This window comes from Priestia megaterium (genome assembly GCF_023824195.1).
Classification (GTDB): domain Bacteria; phylum Bacillota; class Bacilli; order Bacillales; family Bacillaceae_H; genus Priestia; species Priestia megaterium_D.
Genome location: NZ_CP085442.1, coordinates 3895583 through 3908913, shown reverse-complemented (window position 1 = coordinate 3908913; position 13331 = coordinate 3895583). Strand labels below are relative to the sequence as shown.

Sequence of the window (13331 nt, the reverse complement as noted above, 5' to 3'; positions counted from 1 at the left end):
TTTATACATTTACCATGTGATTCCTCCTTATATGCACTTTTCCAAGTGATCAGTACAGGGATAGAGTTCTTTATCCAAATTTTTTATTTTTTAGGAGGTGAGTCCTTACTCGTTTTTAAACGAGCTAAGGAACTTGATTGGACATATTTAACTTGATTTTACTAGCGGTACTGATTGCATTAACTGCTTTTTTCGTTGCTACCGAGTTTGCGATTATTCGCGTGAGGAGTTCCAAAGTGGATCAGCTTATAGCAGAAGGGAGCAGCAATGCAAAAGCTGCGAAGCAAGTTATTTCAAATTTAGATGAATACTTATCTGCGTGTCAGCTTGGTATTACGATTACTGCGCTGGGAATTGGTTGGTTAGGAGAGCCTACACTTTCGCATCTCCTGTCACCATTACTTGATCAACTAGGGATAAGCGGAGCTTTAACAAAAGTACTATCTGTTGCGATTTCTTTTGCGGTTGTTACATTTATAAACGTTGTGGTCGGAGAGCTTGCTCCCAAAACATTTGCAATTCAAAAAGCAGAGAAAGTCACTTTATTATTTGTTCGTCCGCTTATACTCTTTTATAAAGTAACCTATCCTTTCATTTGGCTATTAAACAGTTCTTCTCGTTTAATAACAGGGTTATTTGGTCTAAAGCCTGCTTCAGAAAATGAGCTTGCACACAGTGAAGAAGAGCTTCGCATCTTGTTATCAGAAAGCTATAAAAGCGGTGAAATCAATCAATCGGAGTTTAAATATGTAAGTAAAATTTTTGACTTTGATGATCGCGTTGCCAAAGAGATTATGGTGCCGCGTACGGAAGTCGTTTCGATTGACCAGGAAGATACGGTCGAATACATCCTTGAGATGGTCCAAGAAGAGCGGTTTACCCGCTATCCGGTCATTGATGGAGATAAAGACCATATTATTGGAATGGTCAATATGAAAGAGATTTTAACCGAGATTGTCATGAACAACAGCAAGGAAAAAATAGATTTAAAACAGTATATCCGTCCTGTTATTGAAGTAATTGAATCGATTCCTATTCATGATTTATTGCTTAAGATGCAGCGTGAACGCATCCATATGGCTATTTTAATTGATGAATACGGAGGAACAGCAGGGATTGTAACAGTAGAGGATATTTTAGAGGAAATTGTCGGTGAAATTCGTGATGAATTTGATGCGGATGAACTTCCATTAATTCAGAAAGTCAAACCCGATCATTATATTGTAGATGGAAAATTATTAGTAAGTGAGCTTAACGAGCTGCTTGGCACAACAATTGATGATACGGATGTTGATACAATTGGAGGCTGGGTCTTGACGGAAAAATATGACGTCAAGCAAGGAGAAAGCCTTAGCTTTGATCAGTATGACTTTACCGTTACGAAAATGGAAGGACATCACATTCAATATATTGATGTGATCAAAAAACGTCAGGTGCATCAAAGCACGGATGAAGCGGTTAATGTGTCAGAGATGAACCAGTCACAGGCTTTATCTTCGTAACAAAAAGGCGCATTGCAAAAGAGCAATGCGCCTTTCTTATGAAAAAAGCGTGCTGGGAAGATGGCAAAGGCATATGATGGAACAAGGGGATAATATTACCGCTATGAATCTTGAAATCAATTTGCTTTAATAAAAGTATGAAAACTCTATCAAAACTTTTATTAGTAACATTGTTGTCTGTCACTCTAGCTTTTGGTCTTAATAACACTGCGCAAGCAGCAACCGTACATACCGTTCAATCGGGAGATACGATGTGGAAAATAGCAGTAAAATATCAGGTTGGTGTTTCCGAGCTGATTGAAGCGAATTCTGCTATTAAAAATCCTAATTCGATCTATCCGGGACAGAAAATTACTATTCCAACGGATAAAGCAGGAAGTTCATACGAAGAGCAAGTGGTTCAGCTAGTGAATCAAGAACGTGCTAAAGTAGGGCTTAAGCCTTTAAAGTCTAATTGGGAAGTAGCTCGCGTTGCTCGCTATAAATCGCAGGATATGATTGATAAAAATTATTTCAGTCATACATCGCCTACATATGGAAGTCCGTTCGACATGATGAAAAACTTTGGCATTACATACAGTACAGCAGGTGAAAATATCGCTGCTGGACAAGCAACTCCAAAAGAAGTGGTTAACGCATGGATGAATAGCGAAGGTCACCGTAAAAACATACTATCGAGTCAATTTACCGAAATCGGAGTAGGTTACGCTAAAGGCGGGAGCTACGGCCATTACTGGACTCAAATGTTCATTTCAAACTAAAAAAGAAAGGAAAAAAGCTGACTTAGTAGTCAGCTTTTTTTAGCTTCGAGCACTTTCTAGAAATTCTTTTGGATTGCCTGAAAGCTTTCCATCCTGCTCAACGATGAGTGTGCGCGTAGGGAAAGCAAATTCTACGCCTTCTTCTTCAAGAATGTCCATAATTTCGAAGTTTATATTTTCTTTTACATCTAAATAATCAGCAAAAACGGTTGTATTTGTAAAGAAATACAAATAAATATTTAGACTGGATTCATAGAAACCGTCAAAGTTAACAAGAATCGTTTCATTGTGAATTTCTTCGTGCTCCGTCAGCATCTTTTTAATTCTTGCCACTACTGTTTCTAACTTTTCTTTTGGTGTATTATAATTCAAGTTTAAATGAAAGGCAATTTGACGTTTTCCCATCTTAGCCCAGTTGATAATAGGCTCATTAGAAAGAGTAGCATTTGGAACCGTTACGACTGCTTGAGCGAACGTTCGAACTTTGGTGCTTCGAAACGTAATATCTTCTACAACGCCTTCAACACTCGGTGTTTTAATCCAATCTCCAATGGTAAAAGGCTTTTCGGTAATAATCACAATTCCGCCGAATAAATTACTAACGGTGTCTTTTGCGGCTAGGGCAAAAGCAAGACCACCTAACCCAAGACCCGCTACAAAGCCGTTTACGTTAAAACCCCATTCTTCTGCGATGATGGATATAGAAAGCATAACAACAACGATGCGGATGAACTTTTCAATAAAAGGAATAATGATTCGATCCACTTGGATATCAAAGTTTTTGGCAAACGTTGCAAAAAATAAATTGGTAGAAGCAGCTAAATTATACAAGCCCCATCCTGCAAGGCCAACAGAAGCTGAACGAACTAAATGTCTTTCCGTGTCGGCTGTTAAAACATCAAAGGGAAGATAGGGAAGAGCAAGCTTGAAACCAATAATCACAAAAATCCAGCGCAGCGGCTTTTCAAAAGCTTCTAAAACGCTCGTAATTAAATTGATTTTTTTATTTTTGACAAAACCAATAATAAACTTAAACAAATAAGTCGTGAACAGCTTGCGAAGAATTAAAAAGATCAGAAAGATCCCAATCGCAATCACGATTTTTTTCCAATCATCTAACGATGACAGAGACTTCAAAAAATCCATACAATCCTCCTAGTTACCAAAACTGTGCTACAGTTCATTTATATCCGTCAATTGAAGCATTTCTATGTAGAGTGTACTGTACCCTAAATTCATGCTTTTTAAAAGCTTCTTCCCTATTAAAATAGCATAAAAATACCCGTAAATCTATTTAAGTGATAATTATGAATATATCTCTTTTTAGTAAAAGAGACAGACAATAGTCTGAAAATAAGTTGTATAATAAATAGGTGATATTATAAACATTGATTTATCTTATTATTTATTTAAAACGTTCGTTGGAGGGAGAAGCTTTGTTAAGTCAATTAAATAGAATGCTAGAAAAATTGATGCCCTTTATTACGCCGGTCAGCTTACTTATAGGAGTGCTTATTGGTTCGTCACTGAGTCAGTATACCTTTTTAATTCCATGGCTTTTTGCATTAATGACGTTTGCTGGAAGTTTAAACTCAAATTTTCAGCAGTTAAACGCCACCATACACCGTCCATTTCCAATCGTTATGGCCCTGTTTGTTTTACATATTTTTATGCCAGCGTGGGCTTGGAGCGTTGGCCAAGTGATTTTTCCGCATGATGTATTTACAAGCACGGGCCTTTTGCTAGCAGCGATTATTCCAACCGGAGTGACTAGTTTTATATGGGTCTCTATTTACAAAGGAAGCATTCCTCTTGCGCTGTCCATTATTTTAATTGATACTCTTTTAGCGCCGCTTATCGTTCCTTATACGCTTTTATTGGTGGTTGGAGACACCGTGCATTTGGAAGCGCTAAAGCTAGTCAAAGATTTATGTTTTATGATTGTCCTTCCATCTCTGTTAGGCATGTGCTTAAATCAATATACAAAAGGAACAATTAAGCAGACATTAGGACCAAAGCTGGCACCTGTTTCAAAAATAGGGTTAAGTGTGATGGTCATGGTAAACGGGGGAGTGATTGCCCCTTATTTAAAACATATCGATAAAAAACTGCTGTTTATCATCGTGATCGTCTTTTTAATGAGTTCAGCTGGTTATTTCTTCAGCTGGATGATTGGTAAATGGCTAAAGTGGGACCGAGCAAAAGTTGTGACGCTTACGTTTTGCGGGGGCATGAGAAATATTAGCGCCGGAGCCGTATTAGCCGTATCTTATTTTCCAGCTCCCGTTGCTGTACCCGTCGTACTAGGGATGTTATTTCAGCAGGTATTAGCCGCTTTATCAGGGCGTTTAGTTCAAAACTATTACCAGAAAAAAGACGCTGAATTTGTTTCATTAAAATAAATGGAAGAAGCAAGGGACGAACCACAGTAATCATAAAGTAAGCACTCTGTTTTAATGATGAGAGATAAGGTGCTTTTACGCTTGCTGCGTTCAAGATAAAGAGATGATTAGAAAAAGAAACGGTGTGGCATAATAGAAAGAAAAAGGTCGGATATTCTTGCTTATCAATATAGCGCTGGCTTTTGTTTTACCTTGGATTTTTGGCACACTCTATTTACATCCTAAAAATCGTCGTTTAATGCCTTTAGTAGGAACTGCTTTTTGCATTTTAGCAATCGTTATCAATGAATTAGGGAGTTATTATGGCTTTTGGAAACTCCGCACTTCTTTAGAAAATGAAGCATTAGAGGCGCTGCCTTTTAATTTAGGCGTCTATCCTGTATTGGCCAGCTATATGATTTTTTTAATCCAGCGAATCGGAAAACCTTATTTTTTTATTTTTCTTATTGCGCTGTTTACAACATTTTTAGAAGGAACGTATGTGCATATGGAAAGAGTTATATACGGAAACGGATGGAATCTCGGCTGGACATTTTTTTCCTACTGGATTCCGTACAGCGTGATTTATTTATACTATAGGTATTTGGTTAGTCTTAGACTGCTTCACTAGAAGAAAGAAAAAGAAGTAAATATGCACAATAAAAAAAGCCGTGAATATTCACGGCTTTTTTTGTTAGATCGCTTTTTTCGAGCTGGATTTATCTTTTGAATGATCCCACGCATCAATATTATCAAGTCCAGAAATGCTGTCTTGATAGAAGACAGGGTCTTTTCCAGCTTTCTTTTGGGCAAGATAATCTTTGAGTGCGGCAAAGGCAACTTTTGACAGCAGGAGAATTGCGATTAAGTTGACTACTACCATAAAGCCCATAAACAGATCTGCTAAATCCCATACAAGCTGAATTTGAGAAATAGAACCGAACACAATCATTGCAAGTACAGCAATACGATAAGTCATCAGCCAAGCTTTATTTGTGTTCAAGAACTCAATATTTGTTTCTCCATAGTAGTAGTTACCAATTAATGTACTAAAAGCAAATAAGAAAATCATAATCGCAAGAGCACCAGCAGCCCAAGAACCGATGTGAGTGCTTAAAGCAGCTTGTGTTAACTCAATACCGCTTAAATTTTTATTTGTATAAGCACCTGAAAGCAAAATGATAAAGGCAGTACTGCTACAAATAATAAGCGTATCTGTTAATACACCAAATGCTTGGATTAATCCTTGTTTTACCGGGTGGCTTGTTGTTGCAGCCGCTGCGGCGTTCGGTGCACTACCCATACCCGCTTCGTTTGAGAATAAGCCGCGTTTAATTCCTTGCATAAGAGCTGCTCCAAGAGAACCGCCGGCAATTTGCTCGAAACCAAATGCATTTTTTACGATTAACGCAATAAGAGAAGGCATCTCTTGAATGTTCATAATAATAATAAAGAGTGCTACGCCAATGTAGGCAACAGCCAGTACTACCACAATATATTCTGACATTTTTGCAATACGCTTAACTCCACCAAAAATAATGGCAGCGAAAGCCACTGTCATAATAATTCCTAACACTAAACGATTTGTTCCGAACGCATTTTCAAAAGCAAGAGTAATCGTGTTCGATTGTACAGCATTAAAAATTAAGCCGAATGATAAAGTGATTAAGACAGCAAACAGTCCGCCCATCCAGCGCTTCTTTAAACCTTTTTCCATATAGTAAGCCGGTCCGCCTCGGAAGCCGCCGTCTTTGTCTTTTACTTTGTATATTTGTGCTAATGTACTTTCGATAAATGCTGAAGCTGAACCGATAACGGCAAGCACCCACATCCAAAATACAGCACCAGGTCCCCCTAAAGCGATCGCAATCGCAATACCTGTAATGTTCCCCGTACCAACGCGGGCTGCCATACTGATACAAAATGCTTGGAATGGCGAAATTCCGTCTTTAGAAGAGCTATCCGCACCTTCTTTTAATACACGAATCATTTCTCTTAATAACCGAATTTGTAAAAACTTTGACCTGAATGTAAAAAACAAACCAAATGCAATCAGCATCGCAATCAGTAAGTAGGACCAAAGAAATTCGTTGATTGAACTAACAAAACCTTGAACTACTTCTTGCATAGTTTCACCTCTTCATGAATTATAGTAGAATAATAATAAAAAACGTGAATTTATAGAATTTTCCCTCTATTTAGATAGATCTCCCTATTTCCCCGCTGTTTTTCTTCATTATCCTTGTCGAATCTTGTTGCTAAATCTGAACCTTATATATATATAAAATAATAATTTTGGTCTTTTGTCAACTAACCTCACATGGAAAAATAGGGTGATATGACAAATGAAGCGGGTATGAAAAGGCGATAACAGCAGGGATGAAAGAAATTTCATTTTGTTTTACTTAATTGTTGCTAGAAAATAAAAGTTTTAGGCCAAGTACGCCAAAAACCGTTCCTTTTACATATTTTAATGTGTGCTGAAAGATACGGCTTTTTTTGACTTTTTTCCCAAGGCCAGAAGCAAATAGCGCAATAAGTGAAAAGATGATAAGCGTTTCGGCGATAAAGATGATACCAAACAAAATCATCTGCAAACTTACATGTCCAAGAGACGAATTAACAAACTGCGGTAAGAACGTGATGAAGAAAATAGCTACTTTTGGATTGGTTAAGTTGCTAACAAATCCTTTTCTAAAGTGATGGTGCTGCTGAACGTTTTCTGTTAATTCCAACGGACCGCTTTTTTCTCGAAACGATTGGTATGCTAAAAACAGCAGGTACAGAACGCCTACAACCTTTAGAATCGTAAAGGCAATAATTGATTTTTGAAAGATAATAGATAGCCCCACTGCGGCTAAAAGAGTATGTACAAATGTTCCCGTAATAGATCCCAATACGGTTTTGATGCCTGCTTTGACCCCTGAAGCAATACTTTGTGTCATTACAAAAATCATGTCTTGTCCTGGTATTAAGACAATGATAAGTGACACGGCTATGTAAGGTATAAGCCAAGAAAATGTCATGATGATTCCCTCCCAACAGAATTTTAACCATTTCGACAAAAAGTTCTCAAGAGTGTGTGCTAATGAATTAATAGATTAATGGAGTAAAGTTAAGAAGGTATAAAAGCATAAAAAGAGGTTATTCTCCCTAATAAAAATCAATAAAAGATGTAGGAAAAAAATAGGTGTTATTGTATAATAATTCGATATACTTAATTTTTATAGAAAGAGGGTAAAATTTATGAAGTACTGTTTAGCACAGCCGGAGGACGCTGCTACAGTTCACGATCTTATGCTGCAAGCCTTCTCCGTATATCGCGATTCTGTCCCCCCGTCCAGTGCTCTTGATGAAACGATAGAATCTATTATGCAATCGTTAAAGCACGGAAAAGAAGCTGTCATTTTATACGTCGAAAATAAGCCGGTAGCGATGGCGCGTTTTACACTAGAAGAAACGAGCTTATATTTTTACCGCCTGTCTGTTATTCCTGCTTTTCAAGGAAAAGGAATGGCTAAACAGCTTATTCAATGGTTAGAAACATACGCCAAAGAGTGTGGCAAGGAAAGTTTATCATGCAAGGTGAGAATGAGTGTTTCTCGTAATATAGCTTTGTATGAATCAATCGGCTTTTACATAGAGGAAAAAGAAATCGTACATAGAGACGGAGTGGATATTCCTGTAGCAAATATGAAAAAAGAGATTCTAAAAGGAGTAATGGCATGAATAAATCAACTCTTCCTTTACCGCCTCCTGTCTTTCTTTTAATCGGTGTATTAGCCGTTTCTTTTTCTTCTATTTTAATTAAATGGTCGCAAGCGCCTGCTTCTATTTTAGGAATGTATAGACTGCTGTTTACGGTCCTTTTATTTTTACCGTTTTTACCATGGAGGAAAATGAAAATTCTTTTTAAAAACAGCACGGTAAAAGAATGGCTAATGCTAGCTGTATCAGGCGTGTTTTTAGGGCTTCACTTTCTGTTTTGGATGGAGTCTTTTTCACATACAACAGTTGCTAGCGCTATGATTTTGACTGCGCTTGAGCCGGTCTTCGTAGTGGCAGGAGCTTATTTTTTATTTAAAGAAAAAACAAGCAAAGTAGGAATCATCAGCATTTTAATTGCTGTTAGCGGCTCGGTGATTATCGCATCGGGAGATATCGGAGTATCTAAAACGGCTCTTTACGGAGACTTACTTTCTATTTTAGGTACAGTAGCTGTTTCTGTTCATATGCTGGCGGGGCAAGAATTATGCAAGAAAATGCCTCCAATCATCTATAGCTTCGCCGTTTTTTTAATCGGTGGCCTGGTTCTATTTGTCTACAATATTTGTACAAACGTATCGTTGACTCAGTATGACACAAAAGACTGGTGGATCTTTTTGCTTTTAGCGCTTATTCCTAATATTTTTGGTCATGCCTTATTTAACTGGCTGTTAAAGTACGTAGGTGCTACAACGATTTCAATGGCTATTTTAGGCGAGCCAATTGGTGCCATCATTCTCGCTTATTTCTTGCTTGGAGAAATGACAACTGTTTCTCAGCTAGTGGGAGGGATGATTGTGATGATTAGTGTGATGATCTTCTTAAAGCACAAAGCAGCAGAGCCGAAAAAAGTCATGGCTCTTCAAGAAAAGTCCAATATCAGCTAATTGGATAGGCAAGCCGCACCGAGTATGATACAGTTTATTTATCATTATTTACCATTTGGTAAAGAGGCTTTTATTAAACTACATAAAGCGGGTGTAAATATGCTGAAAAAACTAACGGATTACGTTTATTACTTTCCTCATTCTGAAGAAACGGATCGGCCGGTGCTCGGGCTTATATGCGGGGAGAAGTATAGTTTCATCGTAGATGCCGGGAATTCTCCTGCGCATGCATCATCATTTTTAGAAGAAGTGGAAAAAATGGGCGTTCCTCCAATCAAAGGAGTAGCTATTACGCATTGGCACTGGGATCATACATTTGGCATTCATGCAATGAATAAGTATACAATCAGCCATCATTTAACAAAGAAAAAGCTGGCCTATTTAAAGACACTGCGCTGGGACGATGATTCCTTGGATAAACGCGTCCAGGAGGGGGAGGAAATCGAATTTTGCCGGGATATGATAAAGAAAGAAATGCCGAGTCGAGAGACGTTAATTTTACAGGAGCCGGACGTAACGTTTCATCATCATATGGAAGTTGACCTAGGTGGAATCACTTGTTGCATTCAGCATATTGGAGGAGTACACGCGCAGGACTCGTCCATTGTCTACATACCCCAAGAAAAAGTCCTGTTTTTAGGTGATTGTCTATGTCCAGATTTTTATAGCGGTGACTGGAGTTATGATAAAGAAGACTTTGAGCGGATTCAGAGAGAGCTTAAAAAATATGATGCGCAGTATTATCTCTCATCTCATTTTGACCCTGAAACTCCTGAAGAACTTTGGCGAGATTTAAACCAATTGAGTGCGATTGGAGAAATTGTAGGAAATGAAGTCGATTTAGAAAAAGCATGTTTTCAGTTTGAGTGTGAAACGTATAAAAAGCCAACAAATGAGCAAAAAGAGAGAATACAGTATTTTGTTAATGGAAATATCAAACGCAAAAGCAGAGAACTGTTTTGATAGTTTATGCATAATGATAAATAAGCCCGCCTGTTCATACTATGTTATGAGCAGGCGGGCTTATTCAATTGGTTGTGCTGTGATATAAGCTTTAAGTTATGATAGTAAAATAAATAACTTGACGAAATAAAGTTATAAAAATATAATAAGTTACATAAAGTAAGTTAATTAAAAAATGATATACTCAAAAGGAGAAATAATCATGAACTTTCACCGTGCACCTCATGTATTTGTTGGGAAAGTAAATTTAAAAGTAGAAAATTTAGAGCGTTCACTTGCTTTTTATCAGCAAATAATCGGGTTTAAACTTTTAGGGAGAAAAGAGAACAAAGCTCTGTTAACAGCTGATGGACGCACGACGCTGTTATCGATTGAACAGCCGGAAAACGTTACAGCAAAACAGCCTCGTACAACAGGCTTATATCATTTTGCTCTATTGTTGCCGACTCGTTCTGATTTAGGAAGTATTCTGCAGCATTTGTTAAATAGCGGTTATCCGCTTCAAGGGGCGTCTGATCATCTAGTGAGCGAAGCGCTGTACTTGGCAGATCCAGATGGAAACGGCATAGAGATTTATCGAGATCGTCCGTCAAGTACATGGGAATGGAATGACAGTGAAGTAGTAATGGCTACAAAACCTTTAGATGCAGAAGCGATATTAGCTGAAGGAAACGGTAAACCATGGACAGGATTACCTTCGGCTACCTTAATGGGACATATTCACCTTCACGTTTCTGAATTAGGGCAAACGGAAAACTTTTATCGAAATGGGTTAGGTTTTGAGGTTGTGAGCAATTACCATAATCAAGCATTGTTCATTTCAACTGGGCGCTATCATCATCACATCGGACTAAACGTTTGGAATGGAATTGGAGCGCCTAGTCCTCATGAAAGCAGCGTTGGTTTAGAGTCATTTACACTTGTTTTTCCAGCTGAAGAAGCAAGGGAGCAGGCAATAAATCAGCTTCGTGAAATCGGAGCAGCTGTGTCTAAAGAAAACCAAGATTTCATCACAAAAGATCCATCAGGTAATATAATTAGATTAGTCCTTTAACATAAAAGCTGCCGCAATTGGCAGCTTTTATTTATCGCAATGTTCGTCAAAATAGGAAAGAAATGTACACTTTTTTCTCAAATAGTAAGATGATAATGGCGAAAACGGTGTTATTTTCAGGGAAATAAACGAAGAGTCTTACGTTTAAAAAAGTTTGTAAACAAGCGGGCGTGGGAATAAAATACATATCAAGCATCATTTCTTATTGTTATTGAATCTTTATATAAAGTCTTTTCATATAAAACCTTGAAGGAAGGGAGCGGAAACCTGTGAGATATAAAGTGAAACATTGGCTTAGATTAACTTCAAATGAGCGCTATCTTGTATTGTTTGCTACTGCTGCTTTGCAAAAAGAAAAGCGATAAAAGAGTTGTTAATAGTAAGGAAAGTAGCTTTATATGCTAACGAAAAGGTAATAAAAGGCCTGAAAATAATATATTTATTTTCAGGCCTTTTATTGTTTTCAAACCTTGTTTAAGTCAACTGTTGAGAGATAGCTTCAGCCGTTTGTTTGCCGTTTGTTATACACGCTGCAATGCCTACTCCATAGTAAGAACAGCCGGCTAATGTAATAGCGGGGTGCTTGTCATGCAATTTTTGAGTCAAGCTGCGTACGAGTTCACCGTGTTTAAGGTGATAGGTAGGCATCAATTTATCCCAATTGGTTACATCGCTTTCAATGGGCTGCTCTTTGATGCCTAAGCTGTTTTCAATGTCCTTTTGTGCCACTGCTAGCAACTCTTCTTTTGACATCATCCGCAGTCTGTCAAAGTGGTGGCTCGTGCTTTTATAAAACAGGCGAACTAACAAATTCCCTCGCTTAGAAGTGTGAGCCCATTTTTTGCTCGTCCACGTGCAGGCATTAGCGATTAAGTTGCTTGATTGAGAGACAATAAATCCAGTGCCTTCAGCAGGAAGGCATTCGTCTGGAACGTCATAACCCATGTATACGCTAATTAGAGAAGAATCTTTTAACTGCTCAAAGTCTTCGTTTAATTCAGGATCGTTCAACAGGTGCTGAGCAGCCGTGTGCGGTGTAGCTAACACCACGTAATCTGCTGAATAGGCTTGCCCCGGCGTACTGATTTGGTAACGTTCACCGTCCCGTTTTATGCTGGTGGTTGGCGTATCTTTTAAAATCGTTACATCAGAAAGCTCTTCTTCTAAGCGGTGAATAATCGTTGATAAACCTTGTTTAAACGAAATGAATTTTTTATTTCCTGCCGTTTTAAATTTCTTTTCATTGGCTCCCATTCCTTTGATGATGCTGCCGTACGTGTTTTTGTAGTCGAGCAGATACGGGAGAGTCGAAGAAATCGTGAGTTTGTCTAAATCGCCAGAGTAGACGCCGGATAAAATAGGTGCAATTTGCTTTTCTACTAGCTCTTCTCCTAAAAAATGTTTTAAAAAGAGTCCAATTGAGCTGTCTTTCGTAAACGTTGTATTTTTAGTGATTAAGTCTTTTAAAGCTGTAATTTTAGCTTTTGAAGAAATCAGCTCGCTTTTAAAAAGAGATTCTACGCTTGTTGGAATACCGAACATGGTATCTTCAGGAATGGGTAGCAGCTCATTAGCAGAGTAAATAAACGATTTGCCCGTTTCGTTATATACTAAATCGTTTGTTAAGTACAGCTCTTCTAGCAGAGGCATAACGTTTTCTTTTCGAGCTACAATAGAATCTGCCCCTGTTTCCATGATAAATTCCCCAGCTTCACGCGTATTGATTTTCCCTCCTAAATGGGAATGTTTCTCTAGTAACAATAATTTAAGCGGGAGATTACGTTCTCGTTTTAGTTTCTGCAAATAGTACAGAGTGGTTAAGCCCGTAATTCCTCCTCCAATAACAGCGACCGTTTTCAAAATATTCACTCCTACATTTTCAACAATTAGTCTGTAATATACGAAAATCATACCACTATGACTAGGAAAAGTGTAATGAATTGATTGTGAACATAGTGTGTGCAAACACGAAAAGAAATATTGAAACTATACGATTAGATATTTTGAAATTACATAAA

Annotated in this window: 12 protein-coding genes; 8 read left to right on the top strand and 4 right to left on the bottom strand. The window is 37.9% G+C overall.

The genetic code is table 11. The features are described 5' to 3' along the window. Positions 1–137 precede the first annotated feature (137 nt). Entirely contained in the window at positions 138–1502 is a 1365-nt protein-coding gene (locus LIS78_RS20310; RefSeq protein ID WP_171843263.1) for a hemolysin family protein, read from the top strand. A 137-nt stretch (positions 1503–1639) separates the two neighbouring features. Next, positions 1640–2263, top strand: coding sequence for a SafA/ExsA family spore coat assembly protein (gene safA / locus LIS78_RS20305; RefSeq protein ID WP_078082276.1), 624 nt, complete (start codon positions 1640–1642; stop codon positions 2261–2263). A gap of 39 nt (positions 2264–2302) precedes the next feature. Here safA and LIS78_RS20300 read toward each other — a convergent pair whose 3' ends face one another. After that, positions 2303–3409, bottom strand: coding sequence for a mechanosensitive ion channel family protein (locus LIS78_RS20300; RefSeq protein WP_025750169.1), 1107 nt, complete (start codon positions 3407–3409; stop codon positions 2303–2305). A gap of 290 nt (positions 3410–3699) precedes the next feature. Between LIS78_RS20300 and LIS78_RS20295 the strand changes: the two genes are divergently transcribed. Continuing rightward, entirely contained in the window at positions 3700–4665 is a 966-nt protein-coding gene (locus LIS78_RS20295; RefSeq protein WP_061859545.1) for a bile acid:sodium symporter family protein, read from the top strand. Positions 4666–4822: 157 nt separating this feature from the next. After that, positions 4823–5275, top strand: a complete 453-nt coding sequence (locus tag LIS78_RS20290) for a CBO0543 family protein (RefSeq protein WP_061859438.1) — start codon at positions 4823–4825, stop codon at positions 5273–5275. A gap of 63 nt (positions 5276–5338) precedes the next feature. On the opposite strand, the gene LIS78_RS20285 is transcribed toward LIS78_RS20290, so the two are convergent. Then, entirely contained in the window at positions 5339–6772 is a 1434-nt protein-coding gene (locus LIS78_RS20285) for an alanine/glycine:cation symporter family protein (RefSeq protein ID WP_195782101.1), read from the bottom strand. Between the two features lie 277 nt (positions 6773–7049). Continuing rightward, positions 7050–7670, bottom strand: coding sequence for a LysE family translocator (locus tag LIS78_RS20280; protein ID WP_013058667.1), 621 nt, complete (start codon positions 7668–7670; stop codon positions 7050–7052). A 220-nt stretch (positions 7671–7890) separates the two neighbouring features. Here LIS78_RS20280 and LIS78_RS20275 point away from each other — a divergent pair, with 220 nt between their 5' ends. From LIS78_RS20275 to LIS78_RS20260, 4 genes are all read left to right on the top strand, one after another. Beyond that, entirely contained in the window at positions 7891–8373 is a 483-nt protein-coding gene (locus LIS78_RS20275) for a GNAT family N-acetyltransferase (protein WP_195782102.1), read from the top strand. Continuing rightward, positions 8370–9296: a DMT family transporter gene (locus LIS78_RS20270; RefSeq protein ID WP_195782103.1), complete on the top strand. Its 927-nt coding sequence runs from the start codon at positions 8370–8372 to the stop codon at positions 9294–9296. The genes LIS78_RS20275 and LIS78_RS20270 overlap by 4 nt, the downstream gene beginning before the upstream one ends. Positions 9297–9395: 99 nt before the next feature. Continuing rightward, positions 9396–10259: an MBL fold metallo-hydrolase gene (locus LIS78_RS20265; protein ID WP_252284270.1), complete on the top strand. Its 864-nt coding sequence runs from the start codon at positions 9396–9398 to the stop codon at positions 10257–10259. Positions 10260–10461: 202 nt separating this feature from the next. Next, positions 10462–11313, top strand: a complete 852-nt coding sequence (locus tag LIS78_RS20260) for a VOC family protein (RefSeq protein WP_209150589.1) — start codon at positions 10462–10464, stop codon at positions 11311–11313. Between the two features lie 474 nt (positions 11314–11787). Here the strand turns inward: LIS78_RS20260 and LIS78_RS20255 are convergent, their stop codons facing one another. Further along, positions 11788–13173, bottom strand: a complete 1386-nt coding sequence (locus LIS78_RS20255) for a protoporphyrinogen oxidase (RefSeq protein ID WP_252284269.1) — start codon at positions 13171–13173, stop codon at positions 11788–11790. Between the last annotated feature and the right edge of the window lie 158 nt (positions 13174–13331).